This is a genomic window from uncultured Negativibacillus sp. (genome assembly GCF_944388365.1).
Taxonomy (GTDB): domain Bacteria; phylum Bacillota; class Clostridia; order Oscillospirales; family Ruminococcaceae; genus Negativibacillus.
Genome location: NZ_CALXIN010000035.1, coordinates 1 through 17,993, shown reverse-complemented (window position 1 = coordinate 17,993; position 17,993 = coordinate 1). Strand labels below are relative to the sequence as shown.

General features: G+C 50.8%; 27 protein-coding genes and 1 pseudogene. 3 read left to right on the top strand and 25 right to left on the bottom strand.

All coding sequences use genetic code 11. The annotated features are described in order from the left end of the window. A pseudogene (locus Q0L39_RS06480) lies at window positions 1-985 on the bottom strand (hypothetical protein); the annotation flags it as partial. Here Q0L39_RS06480 and Q0L39_RS06475 point away from each other — a divergent pair. Further along, window positions 966-1,130: a hypothetical protein gene (locus Q0L39_RS06475; RefSeq protein WP_296627702.1), complete on the top strand. Its 165-nt coding sequence runs from the start codon at window positions 966-968 to the stop codon at window positions 1,128-1,130. The pseudogene Q0L39_RS06480 and the gene Q0L39_RS06475 sit on opposite strands and share 20 nt — an antisense overlap. On the opposite strand, the gene Q0L39_RS06470 is transcribed toward Q0L39_RS06475, so the two are convergent. The 9 genes from Q0L39_RS06470 to Q0L39_RS06430 form a co-directional block, all read right to left on the bottom strand. Then, window positions 1,127-1,414, bottom strand: a complete 288-nt coding sequence (locus Q0L39_RS06470; RefSeq protein ID WP_296627701.1) for a hypothetical protein — start codon at window positions 1,412-1,414, stop codon at window positions 1,127-1,129. The genes Q0L39_RS06475 and Q0L39_RS06470 overlap by 4 nt on opposite strands. 26 nt (window positions 1,415-1,440) lie before the next feature. Further along, window positions 1,441-1,962 carry a phage major tail tube protein gene (locus Q0L39_RS06465; protein ID WP_296627695.1) on the bottom strand — a complete coding sequence of 174 codons (522 nt, stop codon included), beginning with the start codon at window positions 1,960-1,962 and terminating at the stop codon, window positions 1,441-1,443. 70 nt (window positions 1,963-2,032) lie between these two features. Continuing rightward, window positions 2,033-3,439 carry a phage tail sheath family protein gene (locus Q0L39_RS06460; RefSeq protein WP_296627694.1) on the bottom strand — a complete coding sequence of 469 codons (1,407 nt, stop codon included), beginning with the start codon at window positions 3,437-3,439 and terminating at the stop codon, window positions 2,033-2,035. 17 nt (window positions 3,440-3,456) lie between these two features. After that, window positions 3,457-3,906, bottom strand: coding sequence for a hypothetical protein (locus Q0L39_RS06455; RefSeq protein WP_296627693.1), 450 nt, complete (start codon window positions 3,904-3,906; stop codon window positions 3,457-3,459). Beyond that, window positions 3,903-4,526 carry a phage tail protein gene (locus tag Q0L39_RS06450; protein ID WP_296627691.1) on the bottom strand — a complete coding sequence of 208 codons (624 nt, stop codon included), beginning with the start codon at window positions 4,524-4,526 and terminating at the stop codon, window positions 3,903-3,905. Before Q0L39_RS06450 ends, Q0L39_RS06455 begins: the two co-directional genes overlap by 4 nt. Beyond that, complete coding sequence (locus tag Q0L39_RS06445) at window positions 4,523-4,840, bottom strand: hypothetical protein (RefSeq protein WP_296627690.1); 318 nt, start codon at window positions 4,838-4,840, stop codon at window positions 4,523-4,525. Before Q0L39_RS06445 ends, Q0L39_RS06450 begins: the two co-directional genes overlap by 4 nt. Beyond that, the gene (locus Q0L39_RS06440; RefSeq protein WP_296627688.1) at window positions 4,840-5,199 is read right to left on the bottom strand and encodes a DUF2190 family protein; all 360 of its coding nucleotides are present in this window, start codon (window positions 5,197-5,199) and stop codon (window positions 4,840-4,842) included. The genes Q0L39_RS06445 and Q0L39_RS06440 overlap by 1 nt, the downstream gene beginning before the upstream one ends. Window positions 5,200-5,212: 13 nt before the next feature. Further along, on the bottom strand, window positions 5,213-6,322 hold the full coding sequence (locus tag Q0L39_RS06435) for a hypothetical protein (protein ID WP_296627687.1): 1,110 nt from the start codon (window positions 6,320-6,322) through the stop codon (window positions 5,213-5,215). Window positions 6,323-6,437: 115 nt separating this feature from the next. Continuing rightward, window positions 6,438-6,740, bottom strand: a complete 303-nt coding sequence (locus Q0L39_RS06430; protein ID WP_296627685.1) for a helix-turn-helix transcriptional regulator — start codon at window positions 6,738-6,740, stop codon at window positions 6,438-6,440. On the opposite strand from Q0L39_RS06430, the gene Q0L39_RS06425 reads away from it, so the two are divergent. Beyond that, entirely contained in the window at window positions 6,739-7,164 is a 426-nt protein-coding gene (locus tag Q0L39_RS06425; RefSeq protein WP_296627684.1) for a hypothetical protein, read from the top strand. The two genes, Q0L39_RS06430 and Q0L39_RS06425, sit on opposite strands and share 2 nt — an antisense overlap. Here Q0L39_RS06425 and Q0L39_RS06420 read toward each other — a convergent pair. From Q0L39_RS06420 to Q0L39_RS06400, 5 genes are all read right to left on the bottom strand, one after another. Next, entirely contained in the window at window positions 7,145-8,449 is a 1,305-nt protein-coding gene (locus tag Q0L39_RS06420) for a phage portal protein (RefSeq protein ID WP_296627683.1), read from the bottom strand. The two genes, Q0L39_RS06425 and Q0L39_RS06420, sit on opposite strands and share 20 nt — an antisense overlap. 6 nt (window positions 8,450-8,455) lie before the next feature. Further along, entirely contained in the window at window positions 8,456-8,662 is a 207-nt protein-coding gene (locus Q0L39_RS06415; RefSeq protein WP_296627682.1) for a hypothetical protein, read from the bottom strand. Next, complete coding sequence (locus Q0L39_RS06410) at window positions 8,659-10,458, bottom strand: terminase gpA endonuclease subunit (RefSeq protein WP_296627681.1); 1,800 nt, start codon at window positions 10,456-10,458, stop codon at window positions 8,659-8,661. Before Q0L39_RS06410 ends, Q0L39_RS06415 begins: the two co-directional genes overlap by 4 nt. Next, window positions 10,418-10,978, bottom strand: a complete 561-nt coding sequence (locus Q0L39_RS06405; RefSeq protein ID WP_296627679.1) for a hypothetical protein — start codon at window positions 10,976-10,978, stop codon at window positions 10,418-10,420. The genes Q0L39_RS06410 and Q0L39_RS06405 overlap by 41 nt, the downstream gene beginning before the upstream one ends. A 267-nt stretch (window positions 10,979-11,245) precedes the next feature. Further along, window positions 11,246-11,971: a site-specific DNA-methyltransferase gene (locus Q0L39_RS06400; protein WP_296627676.1), complete on the bottom strand. Its 726-nt coding sequence runs from the start codon at window positions 11,969-11,971 to the stop codon at window positions 11,246-11,248. Window positions 11,972-12,493: 522 nt separating this feature from the next. Between Q0L39_RS06400 and Q0L39_RS06395 the strand changes: the two genes are divergently transcribed. Next, window positions 12,494-12,685, top strand: coding sequence for a hypothetical protein (locus Q0L39_RS06395; protein ID WP_296627675.1), 192 nt, complete (start codon window positions 12,494-12,496; stop codon window positions 12,683-12,685). A gap of 152 nt (window positions 12,686-12,837) precedes the next feature. Here the strand turns inward: Q0L39_RS06395 and Q0L39_RS06390 are convergent, their stop codons facing one another. The 10 genes from Q0L39_RS06390 to Q0L39_RS06345 form a co-directional block, all read right to left on the bottom strand. Continuing rightward, the gene (locus Q0L39_RS06390) at window positions 12,838-13,254 is read right to left on the bottom strand and encodes a hypothetical protein (RefSeq protein WP_296627673.1); all 417 of its coding nucleotides are present in this window, start codon (window positions 13,252-13,254) and stop codon (window positions 12,838-12,840) included. Between the two features lie 29 nt (window positions 13,255-13,283). Further along, a complete protein-coding gene (locus Q0L39_RS06385) occupies window positions 13,284-13,577 on the bottom strand; it encodes a DUF3846 domain-containing protein (RefSeq protein ID WP_296627671.1) in 294 nt (97 codons plus the stop codon). 13 nt (window positions 13,578-13,590) lie between these two features. Beyond that, complete coding sequence (locus Q0L39_RS06380; RefSeq protein WP_296627670.1) at window positions 13,591-13,968, bottom strand: VRR-NUC domain-containing protein; 378 nt, start codon at window positions 13,966-13,968, stop codon at window positions 13,591-13,593. A 40-nt stretch (window positions 13,969-14,008) separates the two neighbouring features. After that, entirely contained in the window at window positions 14,009-15,526 is a 1,518-nt protein-coding gene (locus tag Q0L39_RS06375; RefSeq protein ID WP_296627668.1) for a DNA cytosine methyltransferase, read from the bottom strand. A gap of 82 nt (window positions 15,527-15,608) precedes the next feature. Then, window positions 15,609-16,370: a hypothetical protein gene (locus Q0L39_RS06370; RefSeq protein WP_296627667.1), complete on the bottom strand. Its 762-nt coding sequence runs from the start codon at window positions 16,368-16,370 to the stop codon at window positions 15,609-15,611. Between the two features lie 62 nt (window positions 16,371-16,432). Beyond that, entirely contained in the window at window positions 16,433-16,828 is a 396-nt protein-coding gene (locus Q0L39_RS06365) for a hypothetical protein (protein ID WP_296627665.1), read from the bottom strand. A gap of 156 nt (window positions 16,829-16,984) precedes the next feature. Further along, complete coding sequence (locus Q0L39_RS06360) at window positions 16,985-17,338, bottom strand: sporulation initiation factor Spo0A C-terminal domain-containing protein (protein ID WP_296627664.1); 354 nt, start codon at window positions 17,336-17,338, stop codon at window positions 16,985-16,987. Between the two features lie 4 nt (window positions 17,339-17,342). Beyond that, a complete protein-coding gene (locus Q0L39_RS06355) occupies window positions 17,343-17,597 on the bottom strand; it encodes a hypothetical protein (RefSeq protein WP_296627662.1) in 255 nt (84 codons plus the stop codon). After that, window positions 17,569-17,736, bottom strand: a complete 168-nt coding sequence (locus tag Q0L39_RS06350; RefSeq protein WP_296627661.1) for a hypothetical protein — start codon at window positions 17,734-17,736, stop codon at window positions 17,569-17,571. The genes Q0L39_RS06355 and Q0L39_RS06350 overlap by 29 nt, the downstream gene beginning before the upstream one ends. Further along, window positions 17,724-17,993 (bottom strand): hypothetical protein (locus tag Q0L39_RS06345; RefSeq protein WP_296627659.1); only part of this gene is annotated, 270 nt, incomplete at its 5' end. The genes Q0L39_RS06350 and Q0L39_RS06345, both read right to left, overlap by 13 nt.

The following is a 17,993-nucleotide window of genomic DNA, read 5'->3' as shown; positions in this document are numbered from 1 at the left end:
CTAAACTCGTTGCCTTTTCTGCGATGCCATCAAACAACGGCCGCATCGGCTCCAGTCTGGCTGCAATCGTTTTCGCAGTGTCAGCAACACTGTCCTTGATTTTCTTTGCAACACTGATGACCTTTGTTCCGTACTTTACACCGGTCTGCACCACGCTGCCGATCTTTTTGCCAATCTGCTCGAAGGTTCCTGCGTTGGCCATATTCTGCATTTTGGTTGCGACCCAGCTCAGGCCCTCTTTGGCTGCATCAAAGGCGCTGCCCTCAATGATCTCACCGGTGCCGCTGATGCCGGCCATGTTGGCAAGACCAGTTTTCCATACGCCGGTAATCGTTGACATGATACCCTTGTAACTCTTTGCCTGAATCTCCATGCCGCCTTTAAAGCGGTCCTCCATCAATGCAAAAAGGGCATCGTTGAACTTCTCCTGGTCAACGATCTGCCCTTTGTTGTTGATAATGGTTTGATTTTTGTAAAGCTCGGCACCCTTGGCCTCAATCATGGCTTTTGTAATGCCGAACTCTTTGAGCCTCTCCAATTCTCCGGTCTGGGCATCAGCTACCGCTTCCACCGCCTGCATCAGATCCTTGTTCATGACGCCAGCCATGTCGCCGATCCTGGTCATCGTCTTTTGCGCATCGATGCCATAGGACTGCAGCCGCACCGTCGCTTCAACGACGGAATCGGTTGCAAACGGGGTTTTGTTCGCAAAATCCACCGCCCATGCCATCATCTGAGCCGCCTTTTTCTGGTCCTTCATGACAACATTTAGGGTGCTGCGGTATCCTTCCAGACTGGATGCGCTTTCCAGAGCTGACATTGATACGCTTTTCAGTGCCTGAGCGCTCACATAGGTGGTAGCCACCGCCGCCACCGTTTTGGTCAGGCTTTTGACACTGTTCGATACCGCCGAAAAGGTTTTGTCAAAGCTCCCCTGCTTCTTTGCTCCAAACAGGAAGTCGACAATGAATCTGTTCTTTGCCAATTTCGGAAAGCACCTCCTCTGTCTGCACCATCAGCTCCAGCAGATCACCGAGCGGCATCGTCCACAGCCGAAAAAAATCAGCGTGCAGCACGATAGAAAGGCTGATGGCAGATTTTTTGAGCAACAAGGCGGCGGTATGGTCTAATCCTCCGAGAGAAAAAAACTACCGATCTGATAGCGCAACCGCGCTGCATCCTTTGCACTCAGCGTCTTAAACAGGTCAAACGGCAGGCCGGTCACCTTTGCGGCCGTCAGGTACACAAAGGTCAGGCTCTTTTCCGGAACCATGCTTTCCCCTTCGATCTTCTCCGCCTGTTTGAGCAGGCTTGCATAGTCCTCACCGGACAGATCTTCCAGACCAGAAAGGTCAAACTCTTCATATTTTTTCGTTTCATAGGTTACCGGCTTTTTCAAGATGAACTTTTCCATGCTATCATATCCTTTCTTTGGAGTCCCTAAATCAAATCTCTGATTTCCTTCATGTAGTCGACACCCTCCACCACAAAGATGTGATTAAACTTGTCCAGCTCGAGCACAACGACGCTGCCGCGGGTGATCTTGATATAGGACAGCTCCAGCTTGGTTGTAGTTTCGGTCGACTCGCCCTGCTTGAAGGTTCCCACCGAGTAGCTCTTCGGCACACCGCGGCAGACCACCTTTAAACCTTCCTGACTGTTTGTTCCGGTCGCTGGGTCGTGTTTTGTCTGTGCTGCCCGCAGAGTCAGCGTGTGCGCCTGCGGGATCATCAGGCGGCTGGATTCTTCGGATACCGTGCGGAATTTCAGCTCAATTTCCAGCGAGCCAAAATAGCCCGGTGTCGGGTCCTCCATTGTACCGGCAATTCCCGCGCCGCTGATTTCGGAGGTAACCGCTTCCAGATCCGGCAGTGTCACCTCTCCGTTGGTGCCGATCAGCATCTCGCCCTCGTTGTAGATGTTATAATCGGTCAGCTTGGTCTGAATCGTTCCCTTGTTCATATTCTCACTCCTTTTGATACCACAAAGGAAGGGGCACAAAAGTCCCTTCCTTTACAAACTTTAACCGTCCCTACTTTAAAGCTTCCTGAAGCGCACCGGTGTCATATTCCACCGTGGTCAGGATCTGCTCGGCTGGTGGATAAGGAGAAAACAGCATCCCGATGCGGATGATTCCGTTGATCAGGTCGGTGGTCGGGTTGTCCGCCTGGTCAAAAACCATTCGGGCTTCCGCTACCATGTATCGCTGTTTCCATGCGTTTCCCTTGATATTTTCGCTGTCCACAATGCTTTCGATCAGGCGTCGGTTTGCCGGATCATCCACCTTCTGGAAGTAGGACAAAATAAACTGATTGGCCCACCAGTTGTACATCCTGCGGCAGGGAATGAAACAATCCTTGATATCGGTGTTGCCAGGATAGCAGGCGGTTCGGTTGCCCCATGCCTTCCAGCCGTTCATGTTGATTGCGGTCACGATGCCCTGGGAGTTTAACAGATTTGCCTGTTCCAGATCTAAGATCACCTCGGTGCCGTCCGCCAGACAAAGTCCACTGATTTTGAGCGACTTGTTCGAGAAGGAAACATAAGGAATCCCGTCGTTGTTGTAGTCGGTGTCCGCAATCAGAGCCGCTGCAGCTGCAGAGTAGTGGTAGATTTCTTCCCCAATCTGCACCATCGGCCAGAGCAGCGTGCTGTTTTCCTGCACAAAATTGTTCTTGTTCTTTTCCGCATACGCTGCGTCGTAGGTTGTGACCGTTTCGGTGTCCAAGTCCACCAAGCAGTGATACCGGAACACACTGTTCAGACTGTCTGTTTTGGCCGTCATGGCATTGTAAATTTCCGGCTTGCCGCTGAAGCCTGGGACAATCAAAGTTCCTGGCACCATGCCAAACCGCGGATAAATCTCCCGAATCTTTGCAATGCCGGCCAGAATGTCCTCATCCTCTACCGCGGCCGGATCGAGCACATCATAGGTCGCGGTCAGCGTCGCCGTATCTTCCAGAATCTTTCCGCCCTCAATGCGCTCGATGACCGCTTTTCCGTCCTCAAAGGAGAGCAGATAATCTTCCCCGACGGTCAGCGCTTCCTCGGTCTGGGTCAGCTGCACCGATGGCAGCAGCACACTCTCCTCTGGAAGCTGGGTCTTGCCTTCCAGCAGCTGCACGCTGACGGTCGTTTTCTGCTGCTTGTGTTTGGTCGGGTCGAGCACGTTAATCATGATCAGCGGCGACACGTTGTAGGTTGCAAACGAAAGCTTGATGCTTTCGCAGATGGTATAGGTCAGATGGTCTGCACTCATGCCCATCTTCTCGACCGCTTCCTCGTAGCTGTACGCAATCTGCGGCGCCAACGGGTCGCTTAAGTTCCCCATGTTGACCGGTGCCAGACCGACTACCACCTGCACGGCCGAATCGACCTGCACCGGCGCCACAATCTGTGTCTGTTTTTCTGACACCTGAATACCGTGGAAAAATGCCATTTTCTTCACCCTTTCTTTTAGGTTAAATCGTTGTAATCTCTCTGCGGGGATGGAATCTGCACATCAAACCAAACTGCTCCGAAGAAATGCGGATAGGTGTTTCCTTCTCCTTCTGCCGGTGTAAAGTTGACCGGCAGCTTTACTTCAAAGCAGCCATCCAGCACCGGGTCCTCGGCAAAGGAAAGTCGCAGAATCTCAATCAGATGACAGATTTCCTCATAACCGCGCAGCTCCGGCGCCGTGTCAATCGTCCCCAACACCAGAACCGCGGTCATGCTGCTTTCTTCCTGTGCATCTGCCCCATCTCCGACGGTGATGACACAGTGCGGAAAATATTTTTCTGCATCCCCTTCATATTTGAGCGGCGGCAGATTGCGGATATAGACCTGCAGTCCATGAAATCCGGCTTCTGACGCTGCCTTTTCCACCCTCTCTTTGATTGCCTGATGCAGTCTGTAAATTGTCATTTCAGTCCCATCACCCTCCGAATTTCGGTCTGTACTTGCGCTTCCAAAAAGGTCTGACCCTTCTGTTGGATTTCAAAGGCGACATCTCTGCTCTTGACCATATCTGGGATACTCATGCTGTATAACTCAGCCAGATCTTCTTTGCCGTCTGTCCCCTTTGTCCCCGTCATTCGTTCAAAAATACCGATATGACCGCTTTTCATCTTCGCAACAAAGGCCTTTGACCTTTCCGAATTACCGGTCAGGTTCTTTTCCTTGACCCTTTTTTTGATTCTTGCTGCGTAAAATTCCGGTTTTGCATCCTGCTTGGTGATGACCTGCTTCGGCGTTACCTTAAAACCATACAGTTTCGGCTTTTTGTCATCTCTGGAAGAAACCACGCCGGTCAGATCCTTCTTGGTCGCTTTTTTCAGGTGTAGCGTCTTTCTGACCTCCGGCTGGCTGATGATATACTTTTGCTTTGCTTCCTTGCCGACATCGCGGCTCACCTGTTTGATGGTGCTGTTGATCGCCCGCTGGACAGCAAGCGGTGCCTTGTTCTTTGCTGTCACCATCTGTGCCTGCACTTCTTTGACGTCGGGGATGGAAATATTAAGCTGCAATCCCAGTTCGTTGCTCATCGGTTTGCCTCCAATACAATTCGCCAGATCAGTCTTCCGGTGACGCTCTTGACAAGATAGGTCTTTCCATCCAGTGTCAGATGCGCCCCTTCGGCCGGTTTTCCGGGCAGATCGGTGGGGCGAACCAAAATCAGTCGGGTGGCCGTGTTATAGCCATCGGCATACTTTGGCTGTGCCTTCATTTTTTCCAGCGTCACCTCGTCAAAGATAACCAGAATCTGCCGGCCGTCCAGCTCGTGGATGTCGGCCAGCTCCTCCAGATTGAAAATCACTGTGTCAGTGTCCTGCTGCACCATCGCTTTAAAAATGCTCATTATGCACCTGCTGTCCCTGTCAGACAATCCTGCAATCTCACCAGCACAGTTGCTGTGGAACTTTCTTTTTTCTTCACGCAGATTCCGGCCGGAATTTCGGACGCACTCTGTGCTGCCTTCATGGTCTTGCTGGAAGCATCCCAGTAAGCAATCGCGCCAAACTCGATGGCTGACGAAGTGTCGGCCGGAAACTCCCAGACACCGGTCAGGGCCAGTGTTCCCACTGCTCCTACCTCGATCTGGCAGTCCGCTACCGCAATGCGATTGGTTCCCATCGCTACCACATCGCCGGACTTGATAACCGCCTCGGTGTCGTTTTTATAGTCGATTCTGTCGCCTTTCTGAATGTAAACTGCCATAAAAAAGACCTCCTTATTTGCCTGGATTGTAGCTCATGCCGCGGTAGTCGATGATGTTGATGCCGAAGTCATGGAACATCCGATATTCGATGCCCAGAGTGTCCCAGGATACCTTGCTTTCCAGCGTTGGTGTGCGCTTGCCGTTTAAATAGGTCACTTCGATACCGTCCGCCTCATTCGGGTCGGCCACTGCATAGTAACCCTTTGGATTTGCAATATCCAGCTGTGCATCGGTGATCAGCTGGAAGGCACCCTTCATCGGATTCATTACGCCGCTGTTTGTTGCATCCGGGTCGGCGGTGGATTCCAGAATCTGACGGATTGCCATTCCCAGCGCCACCGGTGCCAATACAAAATGCGGTTTGATGTTGAGCACATCCTTGCCATTGATGTCCTTCTGCTTGGCCATCGCGACGATCATCTCGTTAAAGGATGCAATCGAAGGAGCGGCTCCAGTGAAAAGGTTGTTGTGACTTGCGTCAAACAGATTCTTCCCGTCAGAAATCTTTGCGTTTTTGGTGAGCGCCTCATAACATTTCTGGTTGATAAAACGCTGATTGGAGCGCACCTGTGCGGTAATCATGCGGGAAACGGTGCCCAGGTCGTCGTTGATGATGGTCTGGCGGCTGAAGCCAAACTTCTTTCCGTAGGTTTTCAGACCGGTTTCTACTCCTTCATCCTTGCCGCTGACCGTTTTGAACTCACCGTTTTCCGGAATTTCCTGCATCTCGCCGGTGGCTGCCAGACGATAACGGGTCATCTTCTTGAAATCCGGATTGGAGCCGACGCTGGTCCAGTACTGATAGGTAGTCGGCGCGGTTGCGTAAGCTCTGGCGATGGTTGCGTGCAGGGTGGAGTTGACGATGGACACAAAGCTGTTGGTATCGGCAAACTGACCGCGGGACTGCATGGCCATCTCTCTCCACAGTTCATCCGGGGACAAACGGTGCGCATCCTTGACGCCGCAGCGCATTGCGCAATCTGCCATCAGCTGGTGCAGGCTCATGCCGCGAAAGCTTTCTGCACCAGGAGCCGGTTTTTCCAGCATCTCTCCCATGCGCAGGAGCAGACCGTCGCGTGCTGCATCGCGGTATTTGTCCTCCTCGTCTGCTACTACCTGCACGCGGGAAGTCAGAGGGGTTCGGTTTTTTCAGATTGTCAATTCGAGCACATACAAAAAGCACCAGTGCGATGCACTGGTGCTTTTTATTGTTTGTCCTAGGAGATTTTAAAGATTGTCATTCTGTTTCCGTATCTTCTGCGATATATTCTATCAAGTCGGCAGGTTGACAGTTCATGATTTTACACAGCTTACCAAGCGTCTCGGTGGTAATTGGTTTGTCATGCCGAACCCTTTGCAGAGTCTGTGCGTCAATACCTTCGTTGGCTAAACGATAAAAGGAAATATGATGTTGTTCCATATATTGACGCATCGGTCGAAAAGAAATCGGCATATTGTCACCCCACTTTTCTTTATTATATGGGGCTTGCATAATATTATTATAGTGATTATAATCACTATAATAAGGAGATGTTCCCATGATAGTTACCTTTTGCGGACATGCAGAGATTGAAAACGATACAGATATGAAACAATGGTTAAATACTGTGCTTGATAGATTGATTCAAAAAGGTGCAAATACCTTTTATTTGGGAGGATACGGAAAATTTGATACCTTGTCTGCTTCTGTTCTTCAAAAGAAGAAAGATCAATATCCACAGATACGTCTTATTCTTGTACTACCCTATCTAAACTTCAACATAGATACTTCGATATATGACGACAGTGTGTATCCTCCTCTGGAATCTGTTCCCCCAAAATATGCCATTCTAAAAAGGAATCAATGGATGGTGGAGCAATCCGATATTGTAGTGGCTTATGTTCTTCATGGTTGGGGCGGTGCTGCAAAAACATTACGTTATGCACAGCAAAAGAAAAAAGAAATTATTTCCTTTCCACGATGAAAACCACCACCTCCTGCAAGGTGGTCTGGTTGGTTTCCAGTGCAATTCGATTTGCGTTGACCTCCTTGACTGGATCAATCCAGCTCATTCCCTTGGCAATCCACTTGCATTCGGTGTATTTTTCCGGATTCGTAAAATAGTCCGGAATATGCAGACTCCCCGCCATCACGCAGCTTTCCATCCACCAGGCATAAACCTTGCGGCAGAGGTGCTCAGAAAGATAGTGCTGCCACTCCTTGTAGCTCTCCCTGTCCTCGATCAGGTTTTGACGGGCGGAAGAGTAGTTGACCTGGCTCATGTCTCTCGAGGTCGCCTCATAGCTCAATCCCAACGCCGACGAAAACGCCCGCAGCAGGATAGTTGCCATGTCTTTGGTGTTGGACGCCTGGCCCGATGGGTTTACAACCTGGATTTCGTCTCCCGCATCCAGCTCCATAATCATTCCTGGTGCCAGCTTTTTCCTCTTGGCGCCGGTCGCCTTGTCCGTTTTCTGGTTGCGCCAAACTCCCCCCGCGGGGTTGACTTTTTTAACAAAAACTGACAGGCAGGCCAAGATGCGCTCCTTGACCGATACAGCATTTAAAAACTGATTCAGGTCCCGGAGGCGGGAAAGGATATTGGCAAATCCGGAAATTTCCCGCACCTGCGAGGTGCGTTTGATCTTGTTGAGGTAGATGACCCGATCCGCCGGAATCCGGACGGTTCGGCCAGTTTCACCATATACGTCATAGACCGTAAAATGATAGGCAATTGGCTTGTTGTAAGAATTGACTTCCACGCCGCCCACCACCTGATTGCCCTCATGGAACAGCACCCCGCTGTTAAGCTCATCCACCTCTTTGATCTGCAGCTGCAGTGGGAAACGCTTGTCTCCCGTGTAGGCCGCTACGATCAGCAGACCTCCATCGACCAGCATCCGGCGCACCGCCATCTTGAGTATTTCGCAGAAGCACAGTCGGCCTGTGACATCGCAGTTTTCCGGGTGACACCACCGCTCCCAGAGCGTTTCGATTTGCCGTTCCAGCTCCGGATTATCCACCTTGCAGTCCAGCCGGATGCCTGATCCGACCACATTGCGCTCCATGGCAAGGATGCTCGACTCTGCATAGTCGGCATTTCTTTCCAGATCCCGCGCGCGGCGGCGGATCATGTCGCGGGACATGGCGTTGATATCCTCCGCCCGGCCGTCTACTGGCGTCCAGTTGTCCCCTTCCCGTCCCCCGCCCGCATCATATCCGTTTCGATTGCCCCCAAAGCGCATTTTGAGGTTTTGCCATACTCCCAAGTGCCTCTACCCCCTATCTGCAAAATCCACAATATACAGGTCTCCCCCGTTTGCCTGCCGCAGCTGGCTCTCCAGCGCTTTTTGCCGGCTATACAGGGTGGCAAGGCTTGCTTTGGTCACACTCTGCCCATCAATGTTGTAGCTCTGCGCGCCGTTTTCGATCGCTTCGATCGCCTTGCAGAGGTTTTCATACTGCTTTTCCAAACTGATCATATCCAATCATCCCCTATATCAAAATCGTCCTCACTGCCAAACCAGTTCTCTTCCTCGTCCTGCTCCCGTTGATATGTCGGCTCTTCCGCTGCTGGCTCTGGCTGCTCCTCAAGCAGAGCAAAAGCGCCCATCAAATCCGCTGCACAGGCCGCATACACCTCACAGTCCAGATAATGGTTATCGGCGGTGCTGGTCTTTTTCTTCCACACCCAGCTGTCCACCCCGTTTTTGCGCTCAAATACCTTGTGTTCGCTAGTGACCTGGTCGCAGTATTCCTGATCCACCCCATCAAACACCTGCCAGCTGCCGTCTTGTGCGTTAATTTTTGCATAAATCATGCTTTTGTAGTAGCTGCCGTCGCAAATGACAAGGTTGAGTCCCCGCGCAACGCTGTCCTCTTTTTGGATGATTGAGACACGATAACGGGACGGAATCGGATTGGATGCACCTTTTACCGGAATCGTCAATGGGTTATGGATGTAGCAGAAATCATACACAAGGTCGGTCTGGTCACCGGAGTCGATCAGTGCCAGATCGATATACCAGTCCTTTCCCTTCTGGTCATAGTAGGTCTGGTTGATGACGTCCCAGAGGGTGTTAAAGTCGGTCCCCGGGATGCAGCCGTGGTCGATGTTGTAGATCTTCTTGCCCTGCCCCCAGACATCCACCGTGTAATACAGGCAGGTTCGCTGCACATCCACCCCACAGGTGATAATCTGCGCCCAGTCCGGAACAATTCCTCGGGTATACTGTCCCTGATTTTTAAAAATCAAATCTTCTTTCGCTGTACTCTCTACATCCTCCCACGGCTCTCCCAGCCAGGAGTTGACAAAGTTCTGCATCTTCTCCTGATCTCCCTGCGCATCTAGCCACTTATAGGCCACATCCCGAAAGGAAAGCCAGGGCGAATAGATGGCATTGAGCGAAAATCCGGTCTTTTTCGGGCTCTGCTTTTTGCCGTCCTCCTCATTCATCCAGCGGCCCTGTTTAAGCATCCTGTGTTTGTCCGCATCAAAGAGCTGCGACTGGCAATAGGGGCATTCATAATAAGCCGACTCGGCACGTTCGGTCTTGGTGCCCTCTTTGATAAACTTGATTTGCTGAAAACGCAGGCGCTGGAACTTTCCGCAATGAGGACATGGGACATAAAAATAGAGCTGCCGTGTGCAGCTCTCCCATTCTTTCCAGATCGCGCCGGTCTTTAGGGTGGGCGTGGAGGTGATAAAAATCTTCTTGTTGTATGCAAAGGTGTTGGTTCGCTCCCTTGCCAAAGAGATCGGGTCAGCCTCCTTGCCGCCGCCGGAACGAGGTGGGTATTTGTCCACCTCATCGAGCAGCACAAATCGGATCGGCTTTGATGAAAGTGACGCTGCCGAATTGGCACCGGTGAGCGGGATGTACATATTCTCAAACTGCAGCGCCAGCAGCTTGCTGTCCTCCTCCCGAAACTTTTCTGCCAACGGCCTTGTTGCCCTTAGCATGGGCTGAATGCGATTTTTGGAAATATCCTCGGCCAGTGTATCGGAGGGATAGACCACCAGCGTCGATGCCGGGTCCTGATCCACGATATAGCCCAGGATATTGAGGATGGATTCGGTGCCGCCAACCTGTGTCGGCTTGATAAAGACAATTTCCTCGATTCGGTCATCCGAAAAGGCATCCATAATGCCTTTTAGATACGGGGTTCTCTCTGTTTTCCAGCGGCCGGGCTGGTTGGAGGTTCCGGCCGGAATCACCCTGTTTTGATCCGCCCACTCACTGACCGTCATTCTTTCGGGCGGCCTCAGTGTTTTCATACTGTCCAGAATCCAGCTCGGATAATTTACCTTGACTCCATTCCGCGAGTACATCATGTATCACCTCACTTACTTCGTGTTCCATCTCTTTCGCGACATCCAGCTCCACAGACTTGGATGCCAGAATGCCGATTTTTCGGGGAAGAAGCAAAAGTGCCTGTTTTAAGGCAACAAAAAAGGCGGTCAGCTCATCCGCTACCACCTGTTTTTCGATATAGTCTCCCCGCTTGATCCCGTTTTCAAGCTCCCTGTTTTCGGTCTGCGCCTTTTTGAGCAGCGCTTCCCAGTAGAGCTTGCGGTCTTTGAGACTCATGTTATCCAGATCCTCCCCGGTCCCGCTGCCATCCATCCGCCAGGCGATGACCTCCCGGATTGGCCACCATCCGCGGTCAGCCTTCGGGCATCCGTCCTTTGCCCAGCTGGCCAAGGTCTTTGGCGTGACACCAAAAATCTCGGTCAGAAAAGAGGTGGGAACGCAGGTTTTTCCGTCGATTGTTTTTGTTCTGATGTTGTTACCCAAACTCCCACCTCAATGTAACAAATTTCTAATCCATTTTTTCACTTCCAAACGCTTCTATCTACATCTCATGTGCCTGCAAAATTCTAATTTTCTAGTTTGTTACCTTGTTACCCTGTTTTTTTGCACTTGCAGCGAGGAAATTTTCGCGCCTCAGCCCGACCCGCACTCCCGGTGGGGTCAGGAAGTACCTACCAGGCTAAGCCTGGACGCTGTATCGCGCTTTGGTTTGCTGTGATGCTTTAGTTTATACACGCGACAACACACAGGTTAGTTGCTCTCGTTCTCGACACGCCTGCAGGCAGTCTCATAGTGTTTTGCATCCAGTTCAAACCCGATGTAATTGCGGCCGCTGCGGATGCAGGCCACCGCCGTGGTGCCGCTGCCCATGCAGTTGTCGAGCACAAGCGCACCCTCATCGGTGTAGGTGCGGATGAGATACTCGAACAGCGCCACCGGTTTCTGTGTCGGGTGCAGGCCGCGCTCACAGGGAATATCCAGCAGATTGCGGGGATAGTTGATATACTCAGTTACATAATCGGATGTCAGTCCGTGGCTGTAAACTTCCCCGTTTTTCTTGCTACTTCCCTTGTGATACTTTGGCTTGTCCAGCCGGATCAGCCCCTGCGGGTGATAGACCGGCGGCTTTTTGTAGAATACCACCACATCCTCGATGCAGCGCATCGGCTGCCTCTTTGCATTGGCAAAGCCGGTCGGACAGTTTTTGTGCCAGTACCAGCAGTACCGAAACAGTTTTCGGTTGCTTTGGATGAGCGCTGTCGTGAATGGCTGGATCGCCGTCAGCACGATGGCACCGTTGTCCTTGATGATGCGCTCATACTGCGCCCATAGCTGATCGAATGGCAGCACACTGTCCCAGCGGCAGCTTGTGACACCATACGGCAGATCGCACAAAATCATGTCGATTGACTTGTCCTCGATCGCCTGCATTCCGGCAAGGCAATCTGTGTTGTAAATTCGGTTTGTTTCTAGCATTTATCGTTTCACCTTTCTCGGGGCAAGGTGGAAAACGGCATGAAAAAAGCCGGTCTTTCCAAAAGAAATCCGGCTTAAAAAATATAAAAAATCCGCATAATTAAGCGGTTTTTCACTAAAAACATATTGACAACAGCGTTACGCTATGATATAATAGAATCAAAGGAAAGGGGGTGAAACGGATGGGCAGGAAAAAGAAAAAAGCCCGAAAGCAACGACTTAGACAGCTGAAAGAAATTCTTGAAATCATCTCACTGGTTACCGGAATTATCTCAGTCATCTACTCAATGCTCAAGGGCTAACAGAGTGGGGAGCGGGTTCACCGCTCGCTCCCCTTCTCTAAATCTATTATACCCCATCCGTGCACAATGTACAAGAAATATTTTAGAAATGTCCCGCTGTATCTTCTGACACTCTCCAATGTGATTTTGGGAATCCAGAATGGATTTACCTGGGTTACCTGGTTAGCTATCTTTCTGGCACTAATCGTCATTTTGTGGGACATCTGGGAGGTCATTCATCATGGAAATCAAAGACATTAAGCTCTCACCCAAAAAGGGCGGTCATGGACACATCACCAGTTATTCTATTAACCTCGGCAGTGCAGAAGTTCGCTCGTGTGGTTTTCTGGGTGATGACGGTATCCCTCTGGCGATTGAAAAAATTATTGATCCAGAGAATCACCAAATCATCATACGCCTTAAATCAAAGTAATCCAACACAAAAGCCGCTTGTCCTTTCGGGCAGGCGGCTTTCGTGTTTTAAGGAGAGTTCAAAAACTCAAAACCAAGGAGGCGTTCCTTTGTTCTTCCCACTTTCTTCAGTTTACAGTATATCACAGGGTCAATATGAAGTTCTATGAAGTCTTATAATATTTTTATAGATTCTACCGCCTCTTTATGAAGTTCCTGAATCCATCTCCAAGAGCGATTCATTCGTTCCGCCGTGAGTGCCAGACTTACACCTTCTATGTATCGATGCCACAGCAAATCACGATACCTTTTATCATCCAGAGCGCGGATCGCCACCTCGATCTGCTGCTTGCGCTGCCTCAGCTTCTCCATCTCCTGGGCGATTTCCGTCTGAAGCTCACAGATCTGATCGATGCACCTCTGCAGCTGGTCACCGCTACCGGCTGCCTTTGGCTCCTGTGAGATGCTTGCAGTGATTTTGGTCGCCCGCGCATTCCACACCTGCAAATCTTCGGTCAGGCTTTCGATTTTGGTATCCAGCGCCCGATAACTTTTCAGCCACTCGATTTTCTGCTCGTAGGTCAACGGCATCACGTCCTTTCTTTTCCCTTCCCCCAACCTTACTTTCCCTCCATCTGCTTCAGCAGTATTTCCACCTGCTGCTCGCTCAGATCGGCAAATTCATCCCCCGCTATCCCGACAAAAAGGATTGTCCCCACAAAGGAAACCCCGCAGAATGTCAGGTTATACGGCAGCCCTTGAAGCCTTCCCTCCTCGTTGCAGATGATGCAACAATCTTCAGCAAGGGTAACCGTTTCGATATACCCTCCCACCGCCTGCTGTAATTCGGACAGACTATTTTCGATTTCAGTCACCCTCGGACGTTGTCCTGGCTCTTTGATGATGACTTTCATGGCGTTCGCTCCTTTATTTCAAAATGGGGTATTCCGACAGCACATCGCAGGAAAGATGCTGTCCAGGAGATAACCGCATATATTCTGATATGACCTGTATGGCCGGTTCTGCTTCATAGCAGACAACGGCACATCTGCCCATCCTTCGCAGGGCTTTCAGGAATCTATCCTGATCTGCCGTGACCTTGTTGTTTCCATGCTTCAGCTCAATGTGCAGACCGGTATAGTTGCCCCGTGCAGCCGGAAGCTCCAGATCCGGAACACCGGCTTTCACTCCCTCCTCTTTGAGGTTGGCCGCTTCGATCCTGTTTCGGCTGCCGCCATTCGGGACATGATAGAGATATTCCAGCTCCGGCCATCGCTTTTCCATCAGGATACACCACTGGATCACCGCCTTCTGCTCATCCGCTTCGGTTCTTCTGTAATTTATTTTAATTTCCTCCTATCCTCTTTTTCGTTACTGCTATCGGGAACTCCTCTATTTCACTCGCCCATAGGCATGTACCTTTCCCATTGATTTCTTCCCAAATCAACGGGAATCCACCAATGCCATCAAATAAGCTCGCCATTGTTACCGGTCTACAATACTGTTTACAAACACGCTGCAACACCCATCTCCACGGCGGTATGGCAATCGAGTTTCCCAGAGCTTTATACCGCGAAGTATCAGATGATTGTCTAAGCTTTCTATTGGAATCATGATATACACCAATATCTGTCCATCCATCAGGAAAACCTTGCAATCGCTCACACTCCAGTGGAGTTAGCCTCCTAACAGCCATTTGTTCCAATACATTACTCGGCATATTTGCTTCCAAAGTCGGGGCCACATTCTCCTTATATTGGATACTACTCGTAATCGACTTATAGCCGTTAAATCCCGCTACTGTTCCGCAGGATATGCAAAGATTTTCTGATCCTCCACCGCAATCTCCCCCTGATTCTCTAAAGCTTCCTATTCCCAGCCTATATTCTGAAAACCCATAATTTTCAAATATAACCGGAGCATTCCGTCCGCTGGCATTAGAGTTTGTGCTCAATGTGTTAGCAATGTCTTTTACTCTGATCTCTCCATTTGCATTTTGATGGACTGCCATCACAATCGGCTGTTCATGATTGCAGTTTAAAGTTGTTGAAATGTTACATGCTATTTCTGCATTTACTTGCCCATGAGCTATGCACATAACAGCGTGGCGATCTACCGTATTCAAAGTATACGACCTATCTTTTTTCCGCCCTTTCCCATTGCATCCCGCGTTCTCTGACCGATCAATGCAATTTTCTTGTATGCAAATGACCTCATGGTCTGTTATCCTATTTTGATGACTACTATTAAGGGGATGGACTGTCATTCTCCCTCCATTTTCTCTTGCACCATAGACTGACTGATCAGAGCTTTCTCCAAAACTTCCGGCAACTTCTTTTTTCTCTTTTCTGCCCTTTTCAAAATCCCCTGACATGCCTTTGCGCTCAAATAATATTTCGGGTGCGGATTGTCCTCCAAAATCTGCCACAAGTGCGATTCTACGGCGACGCTGGGGGACTCCCCAAAACTGTGCATCAAATACTCTCCAAGCAACACTCCACCAATCTCCCATGATACAGCCGCTATTCTTCCACTTTCCTTTCGGAGGTCCAGGAATAACGGCATCTGAGTCCGCAATTTTTGCTGTTTTTTCAAGCACGACTCTAAAGTCTGCTCCTTTGTTACTGGATAAAGCTCCTGGTACGTTTTCCCATACCATGAATCTGGGGTAATCTGCTCCATATTCTTTGTGCATCTCCTTTATGATACGAATTTGTTCCATAAAAAGCCCTGATCTTTCACCTGACAATCCAGCTCTTTTTCCTGCTACAGAAAGATCTTGACAGGGTGAGCCTCCTATTATCACGTTAACTGGCAGTACTGTATCACCCGTTAGCTGGGTAATATTACCAAAATGTTTCATTTTTACCTTTTCCTTTCTTTTTCTCTAATCCTTCGCCCTGAAACGTTACATATTTACAAGGCTTGTCAGAGCCGATTCTGTCTCAGCTCCTCATTTTTTCGTGTTCGGTTTTCTTTCTGGTTCTTTTTGGCGGTATCTTTACATATTTAAAGTAGAGATAACCGTACCCTGTCGCTTTGCTCTCGACCAGGACATATCCTTTCGGTGCCCTGGGCGGCTTCTGCTCGGAATACTGGCGCTTGATTTCCTTCGGCTTCTCCCGCTCCGGCTGCCTCAGGTTTTTGGTCGGCTTCCAGCGGTGGCCACCCTGTTCCGGCGTCCAGTGGTCAAAGAGGTAATTGGCCAGACCGGTGTAGTCCTGCCCGTGATCCACGCCGTCATAGTAGTTGTGCTCCCGCAGGTGTTCGATTCTGACCACGCTGCCCAGATACCACTGGCGGCGGATCAGCTCCTCCGGCACACCCTCGGACAGCATATGCAGGTGGATGCGGTTGGTGGCCTTTCCTCTGCCCAGATATGCCATGATCCGCGCCTCGGGACAGGCACGTTTCAGTCGGCGGATAAAGTTTTCGCGGATGCGCTTTGCTTCGTCAAAGGTATGTACTTCATATTCATTGGAAAAGGTCAGGGTGCTGTACAATGAGGTCGGGGAAAAGTTTGCATTGACCAGCCTTGCGTGCCGGCGGCGGGAAATCCCCAGCTTGTGCTGCTCCCGCTCTTCCTCGGTTTGAAAGCGCGGTTTTGGCGGTTTGGCCGCTTTGACATTTCGGGTCAGCTCCGAAATATCATAGACTTCCCGCTCACACACTGCTCCTGCATAGGTATTACGGATAACCCGACGCATCTTTTCCCCTCCTTCCATTCCGTGCTGCTAAAAAGGCGGCATGATGCCGCCCTCGGTTTCTTTTATCGGTTTGAGATTCGGGCCTGCTCGTTTGACCCGAAAAGTTCCTCCGGCTGGTACCTTCCCTTTAACAGCAGTGCGTCCATCTCTCTTTCAAAGTTCCTCCGCTGCTGGTCGCTGGGTGGGAAGTGCTGCGGGCAGCCGATGCGCCGCTTATATCGCTCGAAGGATTCCCGCACCAGCTCCACCCGCAGCGAATACCGAAAGCCGTACCGGTTTGGCACTCCGGCATAGAGCAGCTGGTGAGGTGATACGGCCCCGATCGGACGTCCCTGCTGTCCCTGCCACCGCACAAAACAGCGGTTGTCGTGCAGTTCGATCACTCGACCGAGCGTTCCCCGTGCGGGAAAGCCGCCGTCCAGCGTCTGAAGGACACAGCACCCTTCGGTGATCTTCACGGCTGCTCTGCCAATATCAGAACGACCGGCTCGTCTGTTGGCTGCTCCCTTTGCTGTCCACAGCCGGTCAGCAGCAAAAGCAGGCAAACCAACAGCACCACTTTTTTCATCTGGCATCTTCCCCTTTCGCTCTGTTTGTGTTATGATATGGATAGTTTAATCTTTCTTCTTTGCGCTGGGATCGGTGGCCGCCGATGCCGGCGCTTTTTCTTTGAGGTGCCGCTTTACCCGCAGTAAAAACGCACGGTTTCTGGGCGGTCGGCACAGCAGGTAAACATCAAACAGCTGCTCCATCGCCTCGGTTCTCCGCTCCCAGGCGCGGCTGATCGCCCCATGCAGCTTGTTTGATACCGTACAGGTACCCAAGCTGCGTGTCCGTCCCATCAACCGGTAGAGCTCCATCATCGACATTCCTTCTTTGTGCAGCTCAACGGCATCCGCCACAATATCCAGACCTTTTCCGGAAAACCCAAGCTCAGATAGCAGCTTTTCGATTGCTTCTCTGTTCATCTTCTCACCACCGTTTCTTCTGTTTCTCTTTCATGTGGCGGGAGATTGCTTTATGAACCTTGTCCCGTCGCTCCAGACACACAGCATGGTACTGTCTGTAATAACTCTCCCTGATAGCCTCATCGGCTCCGTCGTAGAGTGCCTTATAGTCACAGCCTGCGCAATTCTTTCCTTGGTTAATGCAACCGATGCAGGCGGTGCGCTTTACCTGTCCAAAAGGCGGGCGCACTTTAGGACGCTTCCCGATCGTGATTCGCATGGCTGCGCACCTCCTTCTCAAAATCCCGCAGCTTTCGGAGACATCTGCTGCGATGAAGCCACAAGCCCAGCTCATAAAGTGCCGGCAACAGGATCATCCCACCAAACAACACCAGGCTAACGAATATCAGTTCAAACACGATTCTCCCTCCTCTTCGACTTCCCCCGTTTCTGGGTCGATGTACAGCTGCGCTTCGTCTGAGTCACGCTCCTTGTGCAGACTGATCCATCGGCTGCACTCGCGCTGCAGGTCCCGAAGGTTGTCCAAAAAGCGCTGATGAAAGATGCTCTCATTGCTCGCCCGAATGACTGCCATGAGCATCAGACCCGCTTTCACTGCGATGTACTCCTCCCCGTCATCCGTTCTGCGAATATAATAGCTGGTACCCTTTTTCAG

Excerpts from the sequence above, each read along its gene's own strand:
- Q0L39_RS06385 (WP_296627671.1), bottom strand. The coding sequence starts at position 13,577 with ATGAAAGTCATCATCAAAGAGCCAGGACAACGTCCGAGGGTGACTGAA.
- Q0L39_RS06425 (WP_296627684.1), top strand. The coding sequence starts at position 6,739 with ATGATAGTTACCTTTTGCGGACATGCAGAGATTGAAAACGATACAGAT.
- Q0L39_RS06445 (WP_296627690.1), bottom strand. The coding sequence starts at position 4,840 with ATGAGCATTTTTAAAGCGATGGTGCAGCAGGACACTGACACAGTGATT.
- Q0L39_RS06390 (WP_296627673.1), bottom strand. The coding sequence starts at position 13,254 with ATGCCGTTGACCTACGAGCAGAAAATCGAGTGGCTGAAAAGTTATCGG.
- Q0L39_RS06470 (WP_296627701.1), bottom strand. The coding sequence starts at position 1,414 with ATGGAAAAGTTCATCTTGAAAAAGCCGGTAACCTATGAAACGAAAAAA.
- Q0L39_RS06355 (WP_296627662.1), bottom strand. The coding sequence starts at position 17,597 with ATGCGAATCACGATCGGGAAGCGTCCTAAAGTGCGCCCGCCTTTTGGA.
- Q0L39_RS06370 (WP_296627667.1), bottom strand. The coding sequence starts at position 16,370 with ATGCGTCGGGTTATCCGTAATACCTATGCAGGAGCAGTGTGTGAGCGG.
- Q0L39_RS06475 (WP_296627702.1), top strand. The coding sequence starts at position 966 with ATGAATCTGTTCTTTGCCAATTTCGGAAAGCACCTCCTCTGTCTGCAC.
- Q0L39_RS06375 (WP_296627668.1), bottom strand. The coding sequence starts at position 15,526 with ATGAAACATTTTGGTAATATTACCCAGCTAACGGGTGATACAGTACTG.
- Q0L39_RS06400 (WP_296627676.1), bottom strand. The coding sequence starts at position 11,971 with ATGCTAGAAACAAACCGAATTTACAACACAGATTGCCTTGCCGGAATG.
- Q0L39_RS06455 (WP_296627693.1), bottom strand. The coding sequence starts at position 3,906 with ATGACAATTTACAGACTGCATCAGGCAATCAAAGAGAGGGTGGAAAAG.
- Q0L39_RS06415 (WP_296627682.1), bottom strand. The coding sequence starts at position 8,662 with ATGATCAGTTTGGAAAAGCAGTATGAAAACCTCTGCAAGGCGATCGAA.
- Q0L39_RS06360 (WP_296627664.1), bottom strand. The coding sequence starts at position 17,338 with ATGAACAGAGAAGCAATCGAAAAGCTGCTATCTGAGCTTGGGTTTTCC.
- Q0L39_RS06460 (WP_296627694.1), bottom strand. The coding sequence starts at position 3,439 with ATGGCATTTTTCCACGGTATTCAGGTGTCAGAAAAACAGACACAGATT.
- Q0L39_RS06430 (WP_296627685.1), bottom strand. The coding sequence starts at position 6,740 with ATGGGAACATCTCCTTATTATAGTGATTATAATCACTATAATAATATT.
- Q0L39_RS06395 (WP_296627675.1), top strand. The coding sequence starts at position 12,494 with ATGGAAATCAAAGACATTAAGCTCTCACCCAAAAAGGGCGGTCATGGA.
- Q0L39_RS06450 (WP_296627691.1), bottom strand. The coding sequence starts at position 4,526 with ATGAGCAACGAACTGGGATTGCAGCTTAATATTTCCATCCCCGACGTC.
- Q0L39_RS06440 (WP_296627688.1), bottom strand. The coding sequence starts at position 5,199 with ATGGCAGTTTACATTCAGAAAGGCGACAGAATCGACTATAAAAACGAC.
- Q0L39_RS06465 (WP_296627695.1), bottom strand. The coding sequence starts at position 1,962 with ATGAACAAGGGAACGATTCAGACCAAGCTGACCGATTATAACATCTAC.
- Q0L39_RS06410 (WP_296627681.1), bottom strand. The coding sequence starts at position 10,458 with ATGAAAACACTGAGGCCGCCCGAAAGAATGACGGTCAGTGAGTGGGCG.